Source organism: Streptomyces sp. NPDC004111 (assembly GCF_042874215.1).
GTDB lineage: Bacteria > Actinomycetota > Actinomycetes > Streptomycetales > Streptomycetaceae > Streptomyces.
In genome coordinates this window covers 36,400-59,992 of sequence record NZ_JBIAMU010000018.1, presented here as the reverse complement: position 1 = coordinate 59,992, position 23,593 = coordinate 36,400, and the positions used below count along the sequence as shown (strand labels likewise).

Here is a 23,593-nt window from a genome sequence, read left to right as displayed (position 1 = left end):
TGAGTACGCGTACTCAACCCTCTTCGGCCGGAAATCCGCCGCGTGAGATACGTCCCAGAACGGTCTTCCGGTATCAAAACAACCGCACCGGTCGCCTAACGTCAGGCCATGCCCTGTGTTCTGACGGCGATCTGCGCCGACTTCGACCGGCGATTCGCCGAGTTCGCCTTCGAGCCCGGCTTCGCCGCCGCGGTGGACCAGCACGTGGCGGAGATCCGGTCGCGGCTGGGTGTGCGGGACGCCGGGCTGGAGCCGCCCGCACCGCCCCGCGAGGCCCTCGCCGACTACGCCCTCGGCTTCCTGGACGCGCTCACGGAGACCGGGTGGCGCGAGCCCGTGGGACACGACTACGCGGTGTGCCGGCTGACGGCCCTGAGCTGGCTGGCCAACCGGCACCGGCTCGTCGCCCCGCGCGACTGACCCGCGCGACCCGCTCGCGCTCCGCGCGACCTGATCGCCCCCTCCACGCGGCCGACCCGGTCCGCGAGGCGCGCGGACCGGGTCGGCCGGGTGAGGTGCGTGCACACGGCACCGGCGGTGACGTACGCGCGACGGACAGCGGAGGTCACATCGGGTCGACCCGCTCCGGGTCCACCACCGGCTGGTGGCGCAGCGCGTCCTCCCGGCCCGCCTGGTAGGCGCCGTCGCGAGTGCCGTCGGCCGACGGCTGCTGGGCCCGCAGCCGGCCCGTCTCCGCCTCGGCGGTGTCCATCCAGCGCTCGATGCGACCGCGCATCGGCTGGATCATGGCGCCGCCGACACCGACGATGAGGATGCCCGCGACGGCGGCCAGCGCCGCGATCAGCACGGGCTGGGTGACGGTGGTGGCGATGCCGACCTGGCCGAGGGCCGCGATCACACCGAGGACCACGATGACCGCCCAGGTGAGGCGGGCGACCATCGGACCGTAGGAGGCGGCCGACAGCACGCCGCCGACGATGCCCCGGACGGCGTTGGCGATGGCCATGGCCACGACGATCAGCACGAGCGCGACCAGTGCCCGCGGCAGCCAGGCGACGATGCCGTCGATCATGCCGCTGACCGGGTTGGGGCCGAACACCCCGAAGGCCAGCTGGAGGGTGACCAGCAGCAGTGCGTAGTAGACGACCTTGCAGACCAGGGAGGTCGCGTCGTACTTGGAGTCGTCGAAGATCCGGGCGGAGCCCGCCCGCTCGCTGAGCCGCTCGAAGCCCACCTTGCGCAGGACCCTGTCGACGACCTTGGCGATCATCTTGGAGACGAACCAGCCGACCACCAGGACGACGAGGAAGCCCGCGAGCTTCGGCACGAACTGGGCGACCTTGGACCAGGCATCGGAGATGCCCTGCTGGAATTCCACCGCGAGTGCGGCGTTCTCTTGGGGTGAGAGCACGATCGGACCTTTCGTCGACGCGTTCTTCTCCCTCGTGCGTACCAGCGCCCCGCCGCGGCCACCCGCGGGGAGGGCACGCGCAAGAGCCGTTCGGGTGAATGCCGGGCCGGGGCGGCGCCCGCCCGGTCCGGGCGACTGTTCGGAAGCTGTTCATCCGGACGTGGCCCGCGACCCCACCGGGCCAGGGGGCGCGGCCTGTCGGATGGGAAACGACTCAAAGGTCTGGACCACTTGAGTCGTTTCGCTTCCGTGTCTCGTTCCCGGTGGGGCTTCATGACCGTGCAACACCTTCCGCAACCTCCGTCCGACGAAGAGCTCTACTGGTACTTCGGGCCGCAGCACCGCTGGGTGCTGGTGGCCACCTCGCTCGCCTTCGTCCTCACGGCGGCGACCATGTTCACCTTCGCGCTGCGCACCCCGGCGTTATGGGTCTTCCTCGCCGTGCTCGGCCTCAACGTCGTGGCGCTCGGGCTCTCCTGCGTCAACAGCCTGCGCAGCCGCCGGCTCACCCGGCGCTCGCACGAACTCCTCGTCCGCGCCTGGCAGCCCGCCCGGCCCCCGTCCGTCGACCTCTACCTGCCCACCTGCGGCGAACCGCTCGACGTCCTGGCCAACGCCTACCGGGCGGTCGCCGCGCTGGACTGGTCCGCGCCGCTGACCGTCTGGGTGCTGGACGACGCCGACCGCCCCGAAGTGGCGCGGCTCGCCGCCTCGTTCGGCCACACGTACGTCGTGCGGCCCGACCGGGGTCACCTGAAGAAGGCCGGCAACCTCAACCACGCGCTGACCCTGAGCAGCGCCGAGGTCGTCGCCATCCTGGACGCGGACTTCGCGCCCCGGGCGGACTTCCTGCGCCACCTCGTCCCCTACCTGTCCGACCCCACCGTGGGCATCGTGCAGAGCCCGCAGTGCTTCGACACGGACGAGTCGATGGGCTGGATCCAGCGCGCCGCGGGCAGCGCCCAGGAGTGGTTCTTCCGCTGGATCCAGCCGTCCCGGGACGTCAGCGACGCCGCGATCTGCTGCGGCAGCAACGCCGTCTACCGGCGCAGCGCCGTCGACCTGGCCGGCGGCTTCGCCCGGCTCGACCACAGCGAGGACCTGTACACCGGACTGGCCCTGCACGCGCGGGGGTTCCGCACCCTGTACGTGCCGGTGCTCGTCGCCAAGGGCACCTCCCCCGAGTCGGTCACCTCCTTCGTCAACCAGCAGTACCGGTGGGCGATGGGCAACCTGCATCTGCTGAGCACCCCCGTGCTGAAGCGGATGGGCGCGCCGTGGCGGATGCGGCTGTGCTTCGCCGAGGGCATCGTCGGCTACCTGACCACGGCGGTGAACACCTTCGTGGCGCCGCTGCCGCCGCTGGTGATGATGTTCGGCTACCCCGACGACGTACGGCCCTGGCACGTGCTGCCGCTGCTGGCGCCGCTGTGGCTGTGGCACGTGCTGCTGCCGCGGGTCAGCCGCACCCGCTGGCGGGTGGAGGTGATCCGGGCGAACGTCCTGACGAGCGTGGCCACCGCGGCGGCGTTCGTGCACACGCTGCGGGGCCGCAGCGCCGCCTGGGTGCCCACCGGTGTCCGGGGCGCGGGGAAGCGGGGCGGCATGGCCCGCCGGGTGGTGGCCGTCTCGCTGGTCTGGCTGCTGCTGTCCCACGGGGCGGCCGCGGCGGGGCTGGTCCTGGCCGTGCACCGCAACGGCTGGGAGCCCAACTGGGGGCTGCTGCTGTATCTGCTGGTGCAGTGCCAGATCAACGTGCCGCTGATGCGCCACCTGGCCGCCGAACTCCTCCCGAAGGTCCGGCTCCCCGCGTTCTCCCCGGCCGGGATGCTGCCGCGGCGCTGGCCCGAGACCCTCGCCGCGTCCGCCGTCCTGCTGCTGACCGCCCTGCTGGCGTCCGGCTGGGTCAACCCGATGCTCCCCTGGCTCAGTTGAGCCGATCCGAAAGGCACCGTCTCCATGTCGTCCCCCGCGGCCCCCGGCCAACGGCACTCCCGCACCACCGAATCGGCGCCGCCGGGCCGCAGTGCCCCGCCGCCCGGCGCCCCCTCACCTCCCGGAAACCCGGAGTCGGGGCCCAGCCCGCACCGTTCCGCGTTCCGGCCCGACATCGAAGGGCTGCGCGCGGTCGCGGTCCTCGCGGTCCTCGCCTTCCACGCCCAGATCCCCGGCATGCAGGGCGGCTTCGTCGGCGTGGACGTCTTCTTCGTCATCTCCGGCTATCTGATCACCGGTCTCCTGGTCCGCGAGGCGATCGGCACGGGCCGGATCGCCCTCGGTGACTTCTTCTCGCGGCGGGCCCGGCGGCTGCTGCCGTCCGCCGCGGTGGTCCTCGTCGCGGTGGCGGCGGCCGGCGCCTGGCTGACCGTACCGCTGCGGCGCACGGACCTGGAGCACGACGTCGTCGCGGCGGCGCTGTCGGTCGTCAACTGGCGGTTCGTCTCCCAGCAGACCGACTACCTGGCCGCCGGGCACGACCAGAGCCCGCTGCTGCACTTCTGGTCCCTCGCGGTCGAGGAGCAGTTCTACTTCTGCTGGGCTCCGCTGCTGGCGCTCGCCGCGCTGTGCGTCGCGCGCGCGGTGCGCCGGGGCCGCGCGGTGCGTGCCGCGGTGGCGCTCGTCGTCGTGCCGCTGGCCGTCGCCTCGTTCCTCCTGTCGCTGTACTGGACCGGGGACTCGGTGTCGCTGGCGTACCTGGCGACCCCGTCGCGGGTCTGGCAGTTCGGTGTCGGGGCGCTGCTCGCCCTGCTGCCCTGGCACCTGATGCGCGGGCCCCGGCCGCTGCGGCTGCTGTGCGGCTGGGCCGGGGCGGTCGCCGTCGGCTGGTGCGTGGTGTCGTACGACGCCTCGACCCCGTATCCCGGTGTCGCGGCGCTGGTGCCCACGCTGGGTGCCGCCGCCGTCGTGCTGGCCGCGATACCCGGCCGGGGCGAGCGCGGCGCCCAGGACGCCCTCGGGGTGGGACGGCTGCTCGCGCTGCGCGCGCCCAGGGCGGTGGGGCGGCTGTCGTACACCTGGTACCTGTGGCACTGGCCGGTGCTGGTGCTGGCCGAGGCCCGGACCGGTGCGCTCGGCTGGCCCGCGCGGACGGCGCTGACGCTGGGGGCCGCGCTGCTCGCGCTGGCCACGATGCGCTGGGTGGAACGGCCGCTGCGCCGCAGCCGTACGGTGTCCGCGCATCCCCGGCGCGGGATCTCGGTGGGCATCACCGCCATCGTGCTGCCGGTCGCGCTCGCCCTGGTGGTCGGCACCACGTCCCTGAACCTGCTCGGGTCGGCGGGGCCGGTGGACGTGGCCGGACTGCCGGAGGGCGCCGCCTCGGGGCCGCACCTGCTGGTGCGCCGGCCGGGCGTGCCCCTCCCGGACGGGCCGGTGGTGCCGGGTCCCGCCCAGGCCCGTGCGGACTTCCCGCCGGACGGGGAGTGCCAGCTCGCCCCGGCCGTGACGCGCGGCCCCACGTGCCTGTTCGGTGCGGTGCACAGTCCCGACCGGATCGTGCTGCTCGGTGACTCGCACGCCGGGCAGTGGTTCTCACCCGTGCTCGCGCTCGCCGCGAAGCGGGGGTGGGCGCTGCAGGAACTGGTCAAGCAGGGCTGCCCGTTGCCACAGGTCGCGGTGCGCAGCCCGCAGCTGGGCCGCGCCTACCGCGAGTGCGACACCTGGCGGGCGGACACGCTGCGCGGGCTGCGGCAGCAGCCGAGACCGCGGCTGATCGTGATCTCCTCGCTCAACCGCTACACCGAGGACCGCGCGCTGCTGGCCGAGGGCTGGGAGAGGACGCTGCGTCCGCTGCGCGAGCTGGGGGTGCCGATCGTCTACCTGGAGGACACCCCGGTGCCGGGAACGGACGTACCGGCCTGTGTCTCCGGGCACCAGGAGGCGCCCGGGGCCTGCGCGTTCGACCGCCAGGAGGCGCTGCGGCCCGACCCGCTGGCCCGGCGGATCGAGTCCGGGGCGCTGCCCGGGGTGCGGACGGTCGGTTTGAACGGGGTGCTGTGCCCGGGTACCGGGCCGAAGTGCCCGGCGGTCCGGGAGCGGGTCCTGCTCTACCGGGACGACGCCCATCTGACGAACGCGGCGGCCGTCGTCCTCACCCCCCGGCTGGAGCGGCTGCTGACGGAAGCCGGATCGCTCCCCGCCCCCGGCGCGGACCGTGCCGCGGGCGGGCCGGCGCCGGGGGGCGCGGCGGCCGGGCGGCCGGGGCCCGACGGCTGGACGCGGCTGCTGCGGGACGACTTCGACGGCCCCGCGGGCAGCCGCCCCTCCCCCGCCACCTGGCTCCACGACGTGGGCACCTGCTACCCGGGCTGCCCGGCCCCGCGGTGGGGCACCGGCGAGATCGAGACGATGACCGACTCGACCGACAACGTGCGGCTCGACGGCAGGGGCGCGCTGGAGATCGTCCCGACCCGGCGCGACGGCCGCTGGAGCTCGGGCCGGATCGAGACCCGGCGCGCGGACTTCGCCGCGCCGCCCGGCGGGACCCTGCGCGTCGAGGCGTCGATCGCCCTGCCGGACGTGACGGGTGCGCGGGCGGCGGGCTACTGGCCCGCGTTCTGGACCCTGGGAGCACCGCTGCGCGACGGGTACACCGGCTGGCCGGGCATCGGCGAACTCGACGTGATGGAGTCGGTCAACGGCCGGGACACCGTCTTCGGCACGATGCACTGCGGTGTGCTGCGGGGCGGCCCCTGCGAGGAGCCCGCCGGCCTCTCCTCCGCCCCGCAGCCGTGCCCGGACTGCCGCGCGGGTTTCCACACGTACGCGGTGGAGATCGACCGCTCGCCCGGCGCCGAGGAGGTCCGCTGGTACCTGGACGGGCGGGTGTACCACCGGGTGGCCGCGGCCCGGATGGACCCGGCGACCTGGCGGCGGGCCGTGGACCACGGGCTGTTCCTGATCCTGAACGTGGCGGTCGGCGGGGAACTGCCGCGCGGGGACGGCGGGGTGCCGGGCCCGGCCACCGAACCCGGGCACCCGATGCGGGTCGACCACGTCGCCGTGTCGGTACGGGCGGGCGCACCGGCCGCCGCACCCCCCGGGGCTGCCGGGCGGGGCGACCAGGGTCCGAGCCGGTCCGGGGGCGGCCGGGGCGAGACCCGGTCCGGTGGGGCGGCTAGGCCGTGAACCGGGCCGCCGCCTCGCGGGCGACCTCCGCGTAGCGGCGGAACAGGACCGGCAGTGCCGCCCGTCCCGGGCGGCCCTGTGCGTGCTCGCGCGCGTCCAGGGCCGCCCAGCACCGGGCGACGAGTTCCCTGGCCTCGGCACCCGCCCAGGGCCGGGGCAGCAGTTCGGGCGGCAGCAGCGGGTCGGGGTCGAGGGCGCGGGACAGTTCGGCGGCCAGCTCGACCGCGAGGGTGAGGAGGTCGCAGGGGGCGAGTTCCGCGGGACCGGTGAGCCGGTCGAGGCGGGGCCGGGCAACCCGGGCGAGCCGGTGGTAGCGGTCGGCGATCTCCGCCGTCGGCCAGAGCGCGCGGGCGAGCGCGGCGGGCTCGCCCACCTCGCCCCGGCGCAGGTCCCTCGTGGTGAGGAGGGTGAGCGCGCCGTGGGCGCCGAGCCGCCGCGCCTCCTGTTCCGCGTACGGTTCCCAGGCGTTGGCACAGACGTACAGTCCGCCCTGGAGCGGGGCGCCGCCGAGGTGGACGAGCTTCTCGCGCAGGGCGTCGCGGGCCGTGCGCGCCGATTCGGGCACGGCGAAGGCGGCCAGGTGCCAGACCCCGTCCCAGGGGGCGAGTCCGGCGTCCTGGCGGAACGCGTGCCGCAGGAAGTCCGGCTGCGGGGCGAGGGCGTGCGCGGTGTCCTCGGTGGCGTGCAGCACCGCTTTGCGCCCGCGGCCCTCGTGGGTGAACCGCCCCTCGTTGACCAGGCGTTTGACGCACAGCCGTACCTGCTGGTCGCTCATGCCGAGGGCCGAGGCGACGGAGTAGAGCTCGTCGGCGCCGACCGTGCCGTCCGCGCGGACCAGGGCGTGGACGAGCGTGCGGGTGGGGATCTCCACGGGGTCGGCGGCGGGGCTTTCGCCGTGCGGAGGGCGGGCAGTGGCGTGCTCGCTCACGGGATGTTCGGTCCTTGCTCGTCGTGCGCCGTGACGGGGCGGCGCATGGTGGTCACCGCGCCGAACCCCATCAGGCCGCGCAGTACCGGCGTTCGCCGGGTCCGTACGGCGGTGAAGCCGCGCCGCTCGTACAGGTCCCGGGCGCGCGGGTTGGTGTCGATCACGTCCAGCCTGATCTCCCGGCAGTGCGCCTGCTCCGCGACGGCGGCCACCTCCGCGAGGAGCAGGCTTCCGACGCCCCGGCCGCGCAGGTCCGGGTCCACGGCGATGCCGTCCATGACCAACTCGCCTGCGGCCGGGCGGCGTTCGAAGAGGGCGAGGAGCGCCAGCCGGTGCAGTCCGCGCAGCCGGCCGTAGGCACGCAGCACGTCGGCGGCCGGTCCCCCGGTGAGGGAGCGGCCGTCGAGCTGGTATCCGGCCAGGCCGACCAGCCGGTCGCCGTGCAGCGCGCAGACCGCGCGGTCCGGGCGGAGGTGGGCGGCGAGGAAGGGGACGGCCCGCTCCGGCGGGTTCAGGGCGGGGCCGAGCTTGCGGCCGAAGGCGTTCCAGTACAGCTCGGCGGCCCGCCGTTCGGCGCCGGGCGGGATGCCCCGCCGTACGGTCACCGCCGTCGTGCCGGTCCCGGTGCCGGTCGTGTCCGCTGCCATACCGTGCCCCCTCCGTGCGGCGCGCCTGCGCGCAGAACTATCACTTCGTCCACGATCGTACGTGAGGTGATAGTTCGGCGGTAGGGTCAGCGGGCCCGGCGTCCCGAGAGGGCCATCCTGTTCCAGGTGTGCCGACGGCCGCGGATGGCCACCGAGTAGGCGTACATGACCTCCGGGTCGCACATTCCGGGGATGTACGAGTCGCCGAAGTGGTGCGCGTCGAAGCCCGCCTCCTTGGCGTTCAGGGCGAGCTGCGGGACCACGTTGGCGTGCGCGCCCTCCTGGCTCGTACCGATCGCGCCCATGACGACGGCTCCGGCGTCCTGCACCGCGGCCACCGCTTCGGCGGCGAGTTCCCTGGTCACTCCGGGCAGCGTGCCGGGCAGCGGCATCACCACGCCGTCCGCGCCCGCGGCGACCAGTGCGGTCAGCCGGGCGGTGGTGACCCGCTCCGGGTGCCCGGCGTGGTGCATCTTCCCCGACCACACGGCCGCGTCCGCGCCCACGCCCGCCCGGACCTCCTCGGTGACGCGCGCCATCGCGTCGTACGAGCCGCCGGTTCCGGGGTTGGCGGTGATGCACAGCAGTGCCGCGCCCATGTCCACGAGCCGCTTGGCGTGTTCGGGAGCGGCCCGCCGGATCTCCGGCACGTCGCCCGGCTCCAGGTTCACTCCGACCGGGCAGCCGATGGTGGCGGCCAGGTCGGCGAACGAGCGGAAGGTGCCGAGCCCGGGAAGCACCAGCCGCTCACCGTCCCAGGCCCGTTCGATGAGGTTGAGGATGACGATGTCGGCGCCGAACGCGGCCATCAGTTCCGCGTTGTGCACCCCGCGCCCGTCGGGGTGCGGGGAGAGCGCGGCCCGCTCGGCGAAGACTTCGGCGATCATCGTCCGGCCTTCGGCGGCGGCCACCGCGCGGGTCAGTGCACTGCCGCGCAGGGCGGCGAGCTGTTCGCGGTCGAGGTCCAGAATGCGCTGTTGATCCATGATGTCCACGCTAGTGACGGGACGCACGGTCCGCGCGGACCGTTGGGCCCGAGTGGGCGGGACCTGCGGCAGGGACCTCGGCACCTTCTTGCGTTGTACGCAATTCATTGTGCGCCTGACGCAAACCGCGCTTACGGTCGTAGGCAGGAGGACCCCACCGGGCGGGCCTCCGGATTCCGCCCGGACGCGCGAAGAGAAAGCTGTGAAGCCATGTCTGTGACTGCTGCCGCGACCGCCACCGGTACGACGGCCCCCCTTCCCGACCGGACCGTCGACGCCGTGGTGATCGGCGGCGGCGCCGCAGGACTGAACGGGGCGCTGATGCTCGCCCGCTCCCGCCGCTCCGTCGTCGTGATCGACAGCGGCAGCCCGCGCAACGCCCCCGCCGAGGGGGTTCACGGCCTGCTCGCACTGGACGGCACGCCGCCCGCCGAGCTGTACGCGAGAGGCCGCGAGGAGGTCCGCCGGTACGGGGGCGTGATCGTCGCGGGCGAGGTGACGTCGGCCGGGCCGGCCGCGCCGTCGGCGCTGGGCGACCCGCGCTTCACGGTCGCCCTGGCCGACGGGCGGACCGTGGTCGCGCGCCGCCTGCTGGTGGCCACCGGACTGCGCGACGTGCTGCCCGACGTCCCCGGGCTGGCGGAGCACTGGGGGCACGGGGTGGTGCACTGTCCGTACTGCCACGGCTGGGAGGTGCGCGACGAACCCGTCGGCGTGCTCGCGGTCGGCCCCGCCTCGGTCCACCACGCCCTGCTGTTCCGCCAGTTGACCGACGACCTCGTCTACTTCGTCCGCGGCACCGGGCTGGACGACGGCACCCGGGCGCGCTTCGCGGCCCGCGGCATCCGGGTGGTCGACACCCCGGTGGAGGAGGTGCGGAAGGACGCGGACGGCGAGATCGCCGGGGTGCGCCTGGCCGACGGCAGCACCGTGGCCCGCCGCGTGCTCGCGGTCGCCACCTCGATGCGGGCCCGGGTCGAGGGCCTGGAGGGGCTGCGGCTGCCCGTCGAGGAACTGCCCGACGGGATGGGCCACCGGTTCGCCTCCGGCCCGGCCGGCCTGACCGAGGTGCCGGGGGTGTGGGTGGCGGGCAACGTCACCGACCTGAGCGCCCAGGTCGGCGCGTCCGCCGCGGCGGGTGCGCTGGCGGGCGCGCACATCAACGCCCACCTGGCCACCGCCGACACGGACGCGGCCCTCGCCGCGGCGGCGGGTGCGGACCGCGCGACGGACGCGGAGCGCGCCGCCTGAACGCCGCGCCGCCGGTCGGACAGGTCAGCTCGGCGGCGGGGCGAGTTCCCCGGGCCCGTAGAGGGCGGCCGGCGCGCCGGTCCGCAGGGCCCAGTAGCGGTCGCCGTAGGACCAGTGCCACCACTCCGTGGGGTAGTTGACGAGTCCTGCGGCGGTGAGCGCCCCGCTCAGGACGGCGCGGTGGGCGCGCGCCTCCTCGGAGATGTTGGCCGCGTGGGTGTAGCAGGCGCCGTCGCTCTCCTCCGGGGAGGCGTCGATGGGCGTCCCCAGGTCGAGTTCGCGTCCGTCCGCGTCGCCGAGGGTCAGGTCGACGGCGGCTCCGGCGCTGTGCGGTGCGATGTCCGGGGGCGACACGTAGCTGCTGGCCGCCGAGTGGATCCGGTCGGCGGACCACCGCGGGTGCAGGGCGCGCAGTTCGGCCGCGTACTCCTCGAAGTACTCGCGCTGGAGGGACGGCGGACGGTAGCCCTCGACGAACAGCAACCTGAAGCCCGGCGGCAGTTGCTCCTGGGCTTCCAGGAGCCGGGCGAGGACTCCCGCGCGCAGGTGGGCGAAGGCGCCCGCGGGGTCCTGCCAGGTGCGCGCCTCGATCGTCAGGCGGCCGTCCCCCCGTATGTCGAGGAGGCGTTCGCCGCACTCCGCGACGGGGACGGCCGCCACCTTCGGGTCGGACATCAGAACGATCTCTGTCATGACGTGATCATCCCGTGCGTCCGGGAGCAGGGACAGCCCCCGTCCGGCGCGGCGGCGCGTGCGGGGCGCGTCGAGGTGGCACGTTCGGGGCATGGGTCGATATTCCGAGGGTGGTGCGCGGCGTTCCCTGCTGCGCTTCGAGGGGTGGATCGCGGGCGTGGGCACGGAGTCCGGCACGCGCGTGGTGCTCGGGCACTGGCGGCGCTCGCCGTTCGGGGCGTTCAGCGACGTGATGCTCGAAAGGGCGGACGGGGAGCGGCTGTTGCTGGCGCCCACCGCCGAGATCGCGGCCTTCGTCGCCGCCACGTACACCTTCGACACCGTACGGATCGTGCCGGTCTCGGTGCGGGTGGCGGCGGACACCTGGCGCGTGACGGCGGGCGAACTCGACCTGCGGTTTCGCACCGGGCGGCGGGGGTGGCCGGGGTGGCTGCTGTGCGCCGTTCCCGAGGTGCTCGCCCGCCGTCCGGCGTGGGTGGCGCTGACCGATCTGCCCGCACGCCTGCTGATGCCAGGGGTGCGCACCCGTGGCAGTGCGGGCGGCGGGCGCACGGAGTGGTACGGCGCGCGGGACCTGCGGCCGGTGCGTGCCGTGTCGGCGGTCTTCGAGGGCCGTGACCTGGGGGCGCTGGCTCCGGTCGAGCCGCCGGTGCGGTTCGGGTTCGGCTCGGCGCCGGCCGCGCCCTCCCTCACCCGGCTGACGACGACGGTGGCGCTCGGCCCGGCGGGCTGAGCGGGTGTTCCCGCCGCCTGGAACGTCGTCCGGCGGGCTGAGCGGGTGTTCCCTGCCGCCGGGCCCCGACGCCCGGCGCGCCGCTCCCCCGTGCGCCGCCGCGTCAGACGGTGCTCAGCGGGTGGGCCGCGGTGGCGGAGCGCGGGGGCCAGGCGCGCGGGGCGAGGATGCCGAGGACATACGCGCGGGCGACGAGGGCGGGGCGGGTCGCGGCGCCCAGGAGTTCGCGCAGTCGGCTGAGGTGGTAGTCCACCGTCTGGCGGGACAGCTTCAGCGAGGTGGCGATGTCGCCGTTGCTGCTGCCCTCCGCGAGGAGGGAGAGGATGCGGATCTGCGCGGCGGTGAGCGCGGGGTGCGCGTCGTGGGCGAGGCTCTGGTGGGTGACGACGGCCCACACGTGGCGGGCGCGGGTGGCGGAGTGGCCGACCGTCGTCAGGTGGAGCTGTGCGCGGCGCTGGAAGCCCCGGGCGTCGACGAGCACGGTGGAGGTCTCCACCCGTCTGGTGCGCCGTGCTATCAGCCCGTTCCACCTGCGGTGCAGCCGGTCGAGGTCGGGTTCGGGCGCGAGCAGGGTGTGCGCCCGGCGGCCGACCAGGTCGGAGGGGCTGAGGTGGAAGAGTTCGGCCGCCGCCGCGCTCGCCTCGACGACGCGCCCGTTGGCCGACAGCAGCGCGCAGGGCAGGCCGCTGTGGTCGCGCAGGGCCCGCAGGTTCTCCTCCGCCTCCTGCCGGCGGACGGTGGCGCTGAGGTGGTCGGTGACGTCGACGTAGATTCCGGCGACGCAGGTCCGCGCGTTCTCCCGGACGGGGAAGCGGTGGCCCACGGCATGGCCGGGGCTGCCGTCCGGGCGCCGGTAGCGCAGGGTGTGCCGCACCGGGGCGCCCCGGGTGAGGATCTCCTGGTCCAGGGCGCGGAACCGGTCGGCCTCGGCGGGCGCGTCGAAGTGCTCGATGTACTTGCCGACGAGGTCTTCCGGCACGGTGTGGTAGAGGTGCGCGTAGGCGTGGTTGGCCCACAGGTAGCGGCCCTCCCGGTCGCGGATGAAGGCGGCGGCCGGGGCGAGGTCGACGAGACCGGCGAAGGCGGCGTACCGGCGCGGGGCCTCCGGACGGGCGTCGACCTCCACCGCGAGCCCCCGCACCCGGCCGTGCCCGCCGTCCTCCTCCAGCGGCCAGCTCACGTCGAAGGTGCGGCCGTCGAAACTGGCCTGCCAGGGCCCTTCCTGCGGCGGGTGGCCGGGGGGCGCGAGTTCCTGGCGCATCCGTTCCAGGAAGCGCCGTGCCGTGTCGGGGTCGGGGAAGGCGCCGCCGCCCCGCTCGCGCACCTGCCACGGTTCGTCGACCTCCCACCAGAACACGGGAAGGTGTTCGAGAAGCGCCTTGAGGCTGGAATCGTCCACAGATGTCTCTCCGTCCCTATGCGTTACGCGTACCACGCGTATACAACCGGCTGACGCACAGTCACCTCGCGATGGGTATCCCCCAGCGCCGCCGGGCAAGCCCGCTTCTCGGCCGAAGTGGGCGCACCCACGCACCCGTTGACGGACGGCGCTCGCGCACACCGCACCCGCGTTTTCCTGCCGCCGTCTTCACCGCGTCCCCCAACACGCCCTGCCACTCAGGCATTTGCCTGAGTCGCGGACACCTCCGCGGTCGTTGCGGGCAGCTGTCGCCTGGTCCCCTTGAAGGAGCGGGTGCATACGCCCCGAGACGTACGGCTCGTACGGGATGTACGGCTCGTACGACTCCTGCACATCGCGCGCAACCCGCACCCCCGGTAGTGACGATTGGAGACGAGTTTCAGTGAGCAAGGTGCTGTTGGTGCATGCCAAGGGTGGTCCGCCGCTCGGTCACGTCCTGTCCCGGACGGCCGCGAGGGCGGAGGTCCACCTGCTGGCGCTCAGCGCGCTTCCTCCCGCCGTGGCGGACACCGCCCGCGGACTGTGCGCCTCGGTGGTGACCCCCGACGACGCGCACCGCCGCGACCTGGTGTCCCTGATCGCCGGGCGGGCCAGGACCGTGGGCGCGGACGCGGTGCTCACCTTCTCCGAGTACGCGGTCGTGGCCGTCGCCGAGGCCTGCGAGGAACTGGGTCTCGCGGGGGCCGGCGGCGCCGCGGCGCTCGCCCGGGACAAGCGGCTGATGCGGGCCACCTGGCGCGAACACGGCCTGCCGCAGCCCGAGTTCCGTGCCGTCGCCACCGAGGAGGACCTGCACCGGGCGGCCGGTTCGCTGCCCTTGCCGCTGCTCCTCAAGGCGGCGTGGAGCGCCGGTTCGACCGCGCACCAGGTCGTCCGCTCCCCGCAGGAGGTGTCCGCCGCCTGGCGCCGCTCCCGCGAGGTGATGGCCGAATCCGCCCTGCTGGGGTTCGCCGAGCTGCATGTGGCCGAGGCGGACGCGGACTTCGTCGTCGAGCAGATCGTGACCGGTACCGCGTCGGACTGGTTCGAGGAGCCCGGCTGGGGCGACTACGTCAGCGTCGAGGGCGTGGTGGCGGACGGGGTCTTCCACCCGGTGTGCCTCAGCGGCCGGATGCCGACGGTCGAGCCGTTCACGGAGCGGGCCGGGATCACCCCGGCCCGGCTGCCGCAGGACGCCCAGGACCGGGTCGTGGCACTCGCCCGGGAGGCGGTGGACGCGCTGGGCCTGCGGGACTGCGGGACCCACACCGAGATCAAGCTCGGCGCGGACGGCCGGATGTGGCTGATCGAGACGGCCGCCCGGTTCGGCGGTGCGATGACGGTGCCGCAGATCGAGGAGGTCTTCGGGCTCGATCTGGTCGGCATGCTCGTCGACCATCTGCTCGGCCGCCGGGTCGAGTGGCCGCCGCACACCCTCGGCCCGGCGCAGGCGCGGGGCGCCGCGGGCTCCCTGGTGGTCCTCGCGGTGGACGGCGAGGGCGGTGCCTGGCGGGACCGCAGGGTGTGGGACTTCCCCGCGCTCGCCGCGTCCGTCTCCCTGAGTCCGGGCAGCGAGCTGTCGGTGGTGGCGGAGAGTTCGCTGCCCGACGGCAGTCCCGTACCGGTCTACGACCCGGCCGGCGGCGCCAACACGATGGCGGCCCTGTGCCTGCTGTCCGCCACCGATCCGCGGACGGTGCTGCGCGACTTCGAGGAGCTGGTGGACGCCCTGCCCCGGGTGCTGCCCGCCGCGCGTGCCGAGGGGGCCGTCCGATGACCGCCCGGCTGTTCACCGGTGTCGCCGAGCCCGTCACCGACCGCACCGTCGTCGGCGGGTACCTGTCGCTGCCGCTGTTCCGCACGCTCTCCGGGGTGCTGGCGGGACACCCGTACCTGAAGGTCGTCGTGGACCGGGCGGAGGACACCTGGCACCTGCTCGACACCGCCGCGCACCCCTTCCACGTGAACTACATCGCCACCCGCGTCCTGGGCATGGAGCTGGAAGCCCTGGACGCGGAGCTGGACGCCTTCAACGCCTCCGTCTACATGGATCCCGGGCGGCGGTTCCTGCTCGGTGTGCTGTCCCTGCACACCGACGAGGACGCGGAGGGCCGCGAGCGCACCTTCCTGGTGCTGGAGACCACCGAGGCCGACACCATGGACGGCGAACTCCTGGCGTTCTTCCACGAGTTCGTCCGGGCGCGGGTGGACGGACGGCTCCCGCTGCTGCTGAAGCCCGCCAACCACGGGCAGGAGGAGGAGCTGGCGGCGATCAGCGAGCAGCGGCTGCCGCGCATCCTGAGCCACGAGCTGTTCGGCTCCCGCACGCGGACACCGCTGAACCCGGGCGAGGCGGTCGGCCGGCTGCGCCACTTCCGCGACCACGAGGAGTACGCGGCGGCGGAGTCCACGCTCGGCTGGTCGGACATCGTGGCCATGCCGTGCCTGCCGGACGACGTGCCCCGGGTGGCGGGTTTCCTCAACACCGCCCCGATCACCCCGCTGTCGCACACCAATGTGCTGGCCTCCGGCTGGGGCATACCCAACGCCATCGTGCGCGACCTGGCGGAGCTCGTCGAGCGGGACGGTCTCGACGGCGCGTGGGTGGGCTACCGGGTGTCCGAGGACGCCGTCACCCTGGAGCGGCTGGCCGAGGAGCCCGAGCTGCGGGCCCCGGCCTGGCACCAGCAGCGCATCCGGCTGGAACCGCCGCTGCTGGCGGACGCACCCGTGCTGGCCCTGCACCGGCTGCGGGCCGGCGACCGCGACCGGTACGGCACCAAGGCCGCCAACCTGGGCGAGCTGCACCACGTACTGGACAGCCGCAGCGCCGACCTGACCGCCTTCTACGGCCGTCCCCGCCCGCCGCGCGAGGACCTCTACGGGCATCTCGCGGCCCGGCTCGGACTCGATGCCCCGTCCCGGGCGGAACTCCGTTCGCGCGCCTCGGACTTCGTGGCCGACACGGTCGGCGCCCCGGAGGGCGTGGCGCTGCCCTTCTCCCTCCAGCAGCACTTCCTCGCCTCCTCCCCGGCGCTCCAGCAGGGCATCGGCAAGCTGAAGATGGCGCTCGAACTCGACGCCACCGACGTGCTGGACTCGCTGTGCCTGCACCTCCAGCACCTGATCCGGCACACCCCGGTCCCCGGGTCGGTGGCCCGCCGGATCGACGAGGCGTTCCCGGTGCCGGAGGCCTCCCGGGGGCGGCTGGTGGTGCGTTCCTCGTCGAACGCCGAGGACCTGCCCGGCTTCTCGGCGGCCGGTGTCTACGACTCGGTGACCACCGTGCACTCCACCGCCGAACTGCTGGACGCGGTGCGGCAGGTGTGGGCGTCGCTGGTGTCGCCGCGCAGTGTGCGGCTGCGCCACCAGGTCGGGATCTCGCTGGACGACACGTACATGGGCGTCATCGTCCAGGAGTACGTGCCCGCCTCCCTCGGCGGTGTCCTGGTGACCTGCGACCCGACCCGCCGCGAGGACTTCCGCAACGTCTACCTCAACTGCTCCCCCGGCTCCCCCGAGCAGGTCGTCGAGGGTTCGGTGCTGCCGCAGCAGTACCTGTACAACACGGTGGAGGGCGGCGGGCGGACCGTCGCCCTGGGCTCCTGGGGCGAGGCGCTGCCGCCGGCCGCCCGCGCCCGGCTCGCGGACCTGTCGCTGACCGGGCGGCTGCTGCAGTCCCACTTCAGCGGGTCCGACGTGGACCGGCCGCTGGACATCGAGTGGCTGATGACGGAGCGGGGCGACTTCCGGCTGGTCCAGATCCGCCCGTACGCGCTGTGAGGGCGCGCACCGGCAGGCGCCCGGGGAAGGCGGCGTACGGGGCGCCGACGGTCCGGGCCCGGCGGATCATCCGGCTCAACTACGGCTTCCAGCTGCTGTTCAACCTGCTGTGGTGGATGCCGGTCTTCTACGCCTACCAGAAGGCGGCCGGTCTCTCCGACGGGGAGATCTTCGGCATCCAGAGCATCTACTACGTGGCGTTCTGCCTGTTCGAGATCCCGACCGGGCTGATCGCCGACCGGATCGGCACCCGCAACTGCCTGCGGGCCGGGGCGGTGGTGATGACGGCGGCGAACCTGGCCCCGGTGTTCAGCGCCTCCTACACCGGGTTCCTGGTCCACTTCCTGGCCATCGCGGCGGGCCGTTCGCTGACCTCGGGCGCGGCGAGCGCCTACCTGTACGACGGGCTGCGGGCCGAGGGGTGCGACGCGCACTATCTGCGGGCCGAGGGCACCGCGCGGGCCCTGGGGCTGGCGGCGAAGGTGGTGTGCTGGCCGCTGGTCGGGCCGCTGATGGCGGTGGCGCACGCGGCCCCGTACCTGCTGAGCGCGGTCAGTGCGGCGGGCTCGCTGGTCTGTGCCGTCGCGCTGCCCCGGCTCGCCGGACCCGGCAAGGCGGCCGGGAGCGGTTCGGGAGGCGGTACGGGGCGGGCCGCCGACCGGGCTGGCGGCGGGCGCAGGGGCGGTGCGTTCCTGCGGGACGCGGGGGCCGCGCTGCGCTGCGTGGCGTCCTCGCGGTGGCTGGCGCTGGTGATGGTGCAGGGCGTGGCGGTGTTCACGCTGTCGCGGATCTGCCAGGTCAACCTGTTCCAGCCGATCCTGCTGGACCACGGCATCGCGGAGGCGTCGCACGGCGGGGTGCTGGCCGCGATGACGGTGGCGGAGGCGGTGGCGTCGGCCCGGCCGCAGTGGCTGAGCGGCCGGCTGACCCCGGTGGCCTGGGTGTCGGTGCTCAGCCTGGCGCTCGCGGGCACGCTGGCGGCGATGACGTTCGGCGGGCCGTGGGCGGTCGTTGCGCTGCTGTGCCTGTTCGCCGCCGCGACCGGCTTCGCGTACCCCGTGCAGCGCAAACTGATGAACGACGCGGTGCCCGCGCACGCCCCGCGCGCCACGCTGCTGTCGGTCGAGAGCATCGTGGACCGCGCGGTGTGCGCGCTGGCCGCGGTCGCCGCGGGCGCCTACCTGTCCGCCGGGCACCTGGACGCCCTGCTGTGGCACAGCGCGCTGGCGACGGCGGTCCTGTTCGGCGCCTTCCAGCTGCTGCTGCGCAGCGGCTTCGTACGGCGGACCGGGCCCGAGGGCACGGCCGCTCGGGCCGGGTCCCGCAGCGGGGCGGACCGGCCGGCCGGCTGACCGGCCCGCCCGCCGGCGGAACGCGCCGCCGGGTCAGCCGGGCAGCCGGCCGAGGAGTTCGACCAGCGGGACCGGCAGGAACGCGGGCCGGTGGGGGCGTCCGATCTGGTAGGGCACGAAGCCGAGCGAGCCGGCGACCGCGACCTCCTCGGCCGTCTCCGCCTGGTAGACGACCCGGCAGTGCCCCGCGTCGGCCTTCGCCCGCTGCCACAGCACGGTGGCGGGCTTGCGTTCCGCCTCGGTGCGGGGCGTGCGGATCCGGTCGCCGAAGTCCTGCCAGGCGAAGGGCGCCGGGCCCCGCCACGTGGCGTCCACCTCCTTCTTCAGCCTGGCGGCGCGCTCGGTGTCGGTGCTGCCCCAGGAGGGCGGCACATTGGTGATCAGACCGACCCGGATGTGGCGCTCGCGCAGGGCGCGCAGATAGGCGGCGGCACCGGGCAGGTAGCCGGTGCTGCCGTCCTCGGCGGTGTGCACGAGGGTCTCGCCCAGGTCGAAGTACACGACGGGGCAGCCCCGTTCGACACCCGTGCGCGCGACGGGGGCCGCCCCGGCGCCGCCGGTCTCCCCGGGCACGGCCGCGCTCGCCGTGGTGGTGAGCGCGGCGGACGCGCCGAGCACGGTCGATGCCAGGGCTGCGCCCAGCGCGAGTCCCAGCCGGGCCGGGCCCCTGGAGGCGGATCTGTTCATGGCGTCGTCGCCCTTCTCCTGGCGCGTCACGAGGACGCGCGGATCGCTTGGATGGCCTCACGCGCCCTACCCCCGAACACCGCCCGACACTCGAATTTCATCCCAACTCCCTTGCTTTCGCGCTCAGTACACCGCCGACAGCAGTTCCCGGGTGTAGTCGGCCCGCGGGTCGCCGAACACCGCGTCGCGGGTGCCGCTCTCCACCACCGTGCCCGCGCGCATCACGGCGACGCGGTCGCAGAAGTGCCGCACCACCGCCAGGTCGTGCGAGACGAACAGCAGAGAGAGGCCCAGTTCGTCGCGCAGGTCCCCCAGCAGGTTGAGCACCTGGGCCTGGACGGAGACGTCGAGGGCGGCGACCGGTTCGTCGGCGACGATCAGCCTCGGGCGTACGGCCAGGGCGCGGGCGATGCCGATGCGCTGGCGCTGCCCGCCGCTGAACTGGTGCGGGTAGCGGTCCAGTTGTCCGGGTGCGAGGCCCACCTGTGTCATCAGTTCGGCGGCCCGTGCGCGCCGTTCCTCGCGGGTCATGCCGGTGTGGGCCCGCAGCGGCGTGGTGATCGACTCCTCGACGGTGCGGCGCGGGTTGAGCGAGGAGTACGGGTCCTGGAAGACGAGCTGGACGTCCCGGCTCAGTTCGCGGCGCAGGGCGGTGTCCGTGGCGGCTCCCGAGATGTCCCGGCCGTCGAAGCGTACGGATCCCGAGGTGGGTCGGCGCAGTCCGGCGAGCACCCGGGCGGTCGTCGACTTGCCGGAGCCGGAGGCGCCGACCAGGCCGAGGGTCTCGCCGGGCGCGATGCGCAGGCTGACGTCCCGTACGGCGACCACGGGTGCGGCCCGGCGCCCGAGGACCCCGCGCCTGCCGGGGAACTCGACGCGCAGGGAGTCCAGTTCGGCCAGCGGCGGTGCGTCGGCGGGCGGCGGCGGGGGCAGCTCGCGCGGTGCGGGCCGTGGTACGTCGACGGTGGCCAGGCGGCTTCCCGGTACGGTCGCGAGGGTGGGTACGGCGCCGAGCAGGGCGCGGGTGTAGGGGTGCCGGGGGTGCTTGAGGAGGTGCCCGGTCGGGCCCTGCTCGACCAGTCGGCCGCCGCGCATGACGGCGGTGCGGTCGGTGACCGCGCCGACCACGCCGATGTCGTGGCTGATCAGGAGGACCGCGGTGCCGCTCTCCCGGACCAGTTCGGCGAGCACGTCCAGGACTTGGCGCTGCACCTGGGCGTCCAGCGCGGTGGTGGGCTCGTCGGCGATCACCACGTCCGGCCGGTTGACGAGCGCGGCGGCGATCATGACGCGCTGGCGCATCCCGCCGGAGAATTGGTGCGGGTGGTCGGCGGCCCGGCCGGCGGGGATGCCGACCCGCTCCAGCATCGCGGCGGCCCGCTCGCGGCCCTCGGCGCGCGAGGCGCGCGGATGGTGGATCCGGTAGGCCTCGGCGATCTGTGCCCCGACCGGGTGGAACGGCGACAGGGCGGCCGGCGCGTCCTGGAAGACCATGGCGATCCGGGAGCCGCGCAGCGTCCGCAGCCGGGCCTCGGGGGCGCCGACCACCTCGGTGCCCCGTACCTCGATGCTGCCGCTGATCCGGGTGCGGGCGGGATCGTGCAGGCCCAGCGCGGCGAGCCCGACGGAGGACTTCCCCGAGCCCGACTCCCCCACCAGGCCGAGGACTTCACCGCGCCGCAGCTCGAAGCTGACGTCGTCGACGGCGAGGGCGGGCCGCTCCGCCGGGGCGGCACGGTCGCCGCCGCCCCGGCGGGGGCGACCGGCACGGGGAGCGAACGCGAGCGACAGCCCCCGTACGTTCAGCACGGGGCGGTCGGCGGAATCCAGTGGGGTGCTCACGCGAGCCTCACTCTCGGGTCGAGCCATGCCACCACCAGGTCGGCGACGGCCACGAACACCACGACGAAGAACGCGGCGAGCAGTACGGTCCCCACCACGGTCGGCAGGTCGTTCTGGACCACGGAGTCGACGGCCAGCTTGCCGATGCCGTCGATGCCGAAGACCGTCTCGGTGATGAAGGCGCCGCCGAACAGCGCGCCCGCCTCAAGCCCGAGCAGTTGCACCAGCGGCGCGGCGGCCCCGCGCGCGCTGTACTTCAGATGGGTGCGCAGGGTGGACAGGCCGCGGGCGCGCGCGGTGCGGACGTACCCCTCGTGCAGGGAGTCCAGGAGCTGGGCGCGGGAGAGCCGGGCGAAGACGGCCGCGTTGACGAAGCCGAGCACCAGCCAGGGCAGCAGCAACCCGGCGGCCCAGGCCCCTGGCGACGTGCCGAAGGGGGTGAATCCCGGTACCGGCAGCACGCCCGTCAGGTACACCAGCAGGTACTGCAGGGCGTAGCCGAGGAAGTAGATCTGCACGCTGGCGCCGAGCAGGGTGAAGCCGGAGAGCAGCCGGTCGGTGCGGGTGCCGTGGCGCAGGGCGGCCGCGAAGCCGACGCCGATCCCCAGGACGAGGATCACCACGAGCGCGCCGGCGGCGAGGGAGGCGGTGGCCGCGAAGCGGTCGGTGATCGCTGCGAGGACGGGCTGGTGGAGGGCGTAGGAGTAGCCGAGGCAGGGTGCCTGGCAGTCGATGGGGCTGCCGTCGACGTCGGCGATGGTGCGTCCGGCGACCAGGCCGCGCAGGTAGTCGGCGTACTGGGCGGCCAGCGGCTGGTCGAGCCCCATGCTGTGCCGGACGGCTTCGACCTGGGCGGTGTCGCACTGGGGTCCGCAGGCGATGAGGGCCGGGTCGGACGGTGCTGCGTAGAAGAGCCCGAAGGCGGCGGCGGTGATCGCGAGGAGCACCGCCGCGGCCCGCAGGGCACGTCGGACGACGTAACCGGTCACTGTCGGATCACTGCTTCTTGAGGTAGAGATCGGCCGCCGCGATGGCGCCGTAGATCGGGTGGATGGCGGCGCCGCCGATGTTCTCGCCGCGGAATTGCGAGACGGAGGTGTAGAGGAACGGCACGACCGGCACGTCCTTCATGACCTTCTGCTCCAGGTCGATGAGCTGCTCGGCCTTCTGCCGGGCGTCGCCGACGGTGGCGATGCGTTCGAGTTCCCCGTCGACCTCGGGGTTGCTGTAGCGGATGGAGTTCGACAGGGCGTCGAGCTTGCTGTGGTAGCTGTCGGGCAGCAGGGTCGCGGGGGTCGGCCAGTCGACGGAGTTGGTGGACATCCACAGGTCGTACGGGGCGGGCCCGCGGAAGACCTGGTTGGTGAAGGCCGCCTTGTCCATGGGCTTCACGACGAGCTTGATGCCCGCCTTGGCGAAGGCGTCGACGAGGACCCGGGCGAGCCGGTCGTTCTCGGGTGCGTCGGACTCGTAGGCGTAGGTGAGCGTGGTGACCTTGTGCTTGGCCCTGGCGAGGTGCTCCTTGGCCTTGGCGAGGTCGCCGGTGGGGGCCACCGGATACAGGTCGTACTTCTTCCAGCCGACGACCGCCGGTGAGGAGAGGGTGGTGGCGAAGTCGCCGACGCGGGGGCCGCCGAGCACCTGGCGGGCCTGTTCTCGCGGGAAGAGGTAGTGGATGGCCTTGCGGACCTCGGGGTCGGTGACCCGGCTGTTCTTGATGTAGAGGTCGTTGGTGTAGGCGCCCTGGCTGCCGGAGACGACGAGCCGCTTCTTCCTCGGGTCGCGGTCTGCCTGTGTGTACAGCTCGGGCGGCACCTGTCCCTTGGTGGTCAGGGTGTTCGCGCCGTCGCCGCGCCCGTTGAAGACCTCCTGCGCGGTGTTGAGGACCTTCTTGCCGAAGGTGAACTCGAAGCGGTCGGCGTACTGGTGGCGGATCGGGTCGGTGGCGGCCTTCCAGTGCGGGTTGCGCTCCAGGGTCAGGCTCCGGTTCTGCTTGTGCTCGACGATGCGGTAGGGGCCGGTGGCGAAGGGGCGTACGTCGTAGCCGGTGCCGGTGTCCTTGTCCTTGCGGACCGGCGAGGACGAGGACTGGGCGGCCATGAACGGCACGTCGGACTGCGGCTCGGGGAAGTGGAGGACGACGGTGCGGGCGTCCGGGGTCTGGATGGCGTCGAGTCCGCCGTCGCGCGGCCCGCCGTACTTCCTTACGGCGGCGCTGCGGTCCTCGGACCCGGTGAGCCATTCGGGCCAGTAGGTCGGGCCGAGTTCGAAGCCGGGGGCGAAGGTGCGTTCGATGCCGTACTTGACGTGCTCGGAGGTGATCGGACGGCCGTCCTCCCAGGCGATCCCCTCCTTGAGGCGGTACGTCCAGGTCCGGCCGCCGTCGGACGGGCGGCCGGTGTCGGTGGCCAGGTCGCCCACCAGCTTGGGCTTGCCGTCGACCACTTGGTACTGGGTGAGCTGGCGGCCCCACAGCAGGGAGGTGCTGTACCCCTCCCCCGCGTAGATCTTCTGGGGGTCGAGGTGGCTGTAGTCGTCGAGGTTGGCGACCTTGATCGTGCCGCCGGACCGGGCGCCCGGGACGGCGGGGGCCGGGCCCTGGCTGTCCTGGGCGGTGCCGACGGTGGCGGTGAGCCGCTGCCCGCTCCCGACCGTGCCGTCCTGCGGGGTGCCGCCCGCTCCGGCACCCGCTCCGGCACCCGCCGAGCAGGAGCAGAGCAGCAGGGCCGCGGCGGTGGCGAGAGCGGGGACGGCTGCGGTGCGCGGACCGAATCTGGGCATGGCGAACTCCGG

At 74.1% G+C, this 23,593-nt stretch carries 18 protein-coding genes; 8 read left to right on the top strand and 10 right to left on the bottom strand.

Translation table 11 applies throughout. From position 1 onward, the window contains the following. Window positions 1–108 precede the first annotated feature (108 nt). Window positions 109–420, top strand: a complete 312-nt coding sequence (locus ACFYVL_RS31190; protein WP_389250790.1) for a DUF6401 family natural product biosynthesis protein — start codon at window positions 109–111, stop codon at window positions 418–420. Window positions 421–565: 145 nt separating this feature from the next. On the opposite strand, the gene ACFYVL_RS31185 is transcribed toward ACFYVL_RS31190, so the two are convergent. Next, window positions 566–1,372, bottom strand: a complete 807-nt coding sequence (locus ACFYVL_RS31185) for a hypothetical protein (RefSeq protein ID WP_389250788.1) — start codon at window positions 1,370–1,372, stop codon at window positions 566–568. A gap of 273 nt (window positions 1,373–1,645) precedes the next feature. Between ACFYVL_RS31185 and ACFYVL_RS31180 the strand changes: the two genes are divergently transcribed. Both ACFYVL_RS31180 and ACFYVL_RS31175 read left to right on the top strand, forming a co-directional pair. Beyond that, window positions 1,646–3,307, top strand: a complete 1,662-nt coding sequence (locus ACFYVL_RS31180; protein WP_389250786.1) for a glycosyltransferase — start codon at window positions 1,646–1,648, stop codon at window positions 3,305–3,307. A 24-nt stretch (window positions 3,308–3,331) separates the two neighbouring features. After that, the gene (locus tag ACFYVL_RS31175) at window positions 3,332–6,499 is read left to right on the top strand and encodes an acyltransferase family protein (protein ID WP_389250784.1); all 3,168 of its coding nucleotides are present in this window, start codon (window positions 3,332–3,334) and stop codon (window positions 6,497–6,499) included. On the opposite strand, the gene ACFYVL_RS31170 is transcribed toward ACFYVL_RS31175, so the two are convergent. From ACFYVL_RS31170 to ACFYVL_RS31160, 3 genes are all read right to left on the bottom strand, one after another. Next, window positions 6,489–7,427, bottom strand: a complete 939-nt coding sequence (locus ACFYVL_RS31170) for a PaaX family transcriptional regulator C-terminal domain-containing protein (RefSeq protein ID WP_389250782.1) — start codon at window positions 7,425–7,427, stop codon at window positions 6,489–6,491. The two genes, ACFYVL_RS31175 and ACFYVL_RS31170, sit on opposite strands and share 11 nt — an antisense overlap. Next, window positions 7,424–8,074, bottom strand: coding sequence for a GNAT family N-acetyltransferase (locus tag ACFYVL_RS31165; RefSeq protein WP_389250780.1), 651 nt, complete (start codon window positions 8,072–8,074; stop codon window positions 7,424–7,426). Before ACFYVL_RS31165 ends, ACFYVL_RS31170 begins: the two co-directional genes overlap by 4 nt. Window positions 8,075–8,160: 86 nt before the next feature. Next, the gene (locus ACFYVL_RS31160) at window positions 8,161–9,060 is read right to left on the bottom strand and encodes a hypothetical protein (RefSeq protein ID WP_389250778.1); all 900 of its coding nucleotides are present in this window, start codon (window positions 9,058–9,060) and stop codon (window positions 8,161–8,163) included. 210 nt (window positions 9,061–9,270) lie between these two features. On the opposite strand from ACFYVL_RS31160, the gene ACFYVL_RS31155 reads away from it, so the two are divergent. Further along, entirely contained in the window at window positions 9,271–10,311 is a 1,041-nt protein-coding gene (locus ACFYVL_RS31155) for an NAD(P)/FAD-dependent oxidoreductase (protein WP_389250776.1), read from the top strand. A 24-nt stretch (window positions 10,312–10,335) separates the two neighbouring features. On the opposite strand, the gene ACFYVL_RS31150 is transcribed toward ACFYVL_RS31155, so the two are convergent. Continuing rightward, window positions 10,336–11,004, bottom strand: a complete 669-nt coding sequence (locus ACFYVL_RS31150) for a M15 family metallopeptidase (protein ID WP_389250774.1) — start codon at window positions 11,002–11,004, stop codon at window positions 10,336–10,338. Between the two features lie 91 nt (window positions 11,005–11,095). Between ACFYVL_RS31150 and ACFYVL_RS31145 the strand changes: the two genes are divergently transcribed. Further along, window positions 11,096–11,737, top strand: a complete 642-nt coding sequence (locus ACFYVL_RS31145) for a hypothetical protein (RefSeq protein WP_389250772.1) — start codon at window positions 11,096–11,098, stop codon at window positions 11,735–11,737. Between the two features lie 103 nt (window positions 11,738–11,840). Here ACFYVL_RS31145 and ACFYVL_RS31140 read toward each other — a convergent pair whose 3' ends face one another. Further along, window positions 11,841–13,136 (bottom strand): PAS domain-containing protein, encoded by a 1,296-nt coding sequence (locus ACFYVL_RS31140; protein ID WP_389250770.1) that lies wholly within the window; start codon window positions 13,134–13,136, stop codon window positions 11,841–11,843. A gap of 403 nt (window positions 13,137–13,539) precedes the next feature. Between ACFYVL_RS31140 and ACFYVL_RS31135 the strand changes: the two genes are divergently transcribed. From ACFYVL_RS31135 to ACFYVL_RS31125, 3 genes are read left to right on the top strand one after another with little or no spacing between them, the layout of a single operon-like run. Next, complete coding sequence (locus ACFYVL_RS31135) at window positions 13,540–14,913, top strand: acetyl-CoA carboxylase biotin carboxylase subunit family protein (RefSeq protein ID WP_389250768.1); 1,374 nt, start codon at window positions 13,540–13,542, stop codon at window positions 14,911–14,913. Then, window positions 14,910–16,919 (top strand): PEP/pyruvate-binding domain-containing protein, encoded by a 2,010-nt coding sequence (locus tag ACFYVL_RS31130; protein ID WP_389250766.1) that lies wholly within the window; start codon window positions 14,910–14,912, stop codon window positions 16,917–16,919. The genes ACFYVL_RS31135 and ACFYVL_RS31130 overlap by 4 nt, the downstream gene beginning before the upstream one ends. Next, entirely contained in the window at window positions 16,916–18,271 is a 1,356-nt protein-coding gene (locus ACFYVL_RS31125; protein ID WP_389250764.1) for an MFS transporter, read from the top strand. Before ACFYVL_RS31130 ends, ACFYVL_RS31125 begins: the two co-directional genes overlap by 4 nt. A 33-nt stretch (window positions 18,272–18,304) precedes the next feature. Here ACFYVL_RS31125 and ACFYVL_RS31120 read toward each other — a convergent pair whose 3' ends face one another. The 4 genes from ACFYVL_RS31120 to ACFYVL_RS31105 all read right to left on the bottom strand — a co-directional run bounded on the left by ACFYVL_RS31120 (window position 18,305) and on the right by ACFYVL_RS31105 (window position 23,581). Continuing rightward, window positions 18,305–18,958 (bottom strand): hypothetical protein, encoded by a 654-nt coding sequence (locus ACFYVL_RS31120; RefSeq protein ID WP_389250762.1) that lies wholly within the window; start codon window positions 18,956–18,958, stop codon window positions 18,305–18,307. 123 nt (window positions 18,959–19,081) lie between these two features. Further along, window positions 19,082–20,800, bottom strand: coding sequence for a dipeptide ABC transporter ATP-binding protein (locus ACFYVL_RS31115; protein ID WP_389250760.1), 1,719 nt, complete (start codon window positions 20,798–20,800; stop codon window positions 19,082–19,084). Beyond that, entirely contained in the window at window positions 20,797–21,789 is a 993-nt protein-coding gene (locus ACFYVL_RS31110) for an ABC transporter permease (protein ID WP_389250758.1), read from the bottom strand. Before ACFYVL_RS31110 ends, ACFYVL_RS31115 begins: the two co-directional genes overlap by 4 nt. A 7-nt stretch (window positions 21,790–21,796) precedes the next feature. Next, window positions 21,797–23,581, bottom strand: a complete 1,785-nt coding sequence (locus ACFYVL_RS31105) for an ABC transporter substrate-binding protein (protein ID WP_389250756.1) — start codon at window positions 23,579–23,581, stop codon at window positions 21,797–21,799. Between the last annotated feature and the right edge of the window lie 12 nt (window positions 23,582–23,593).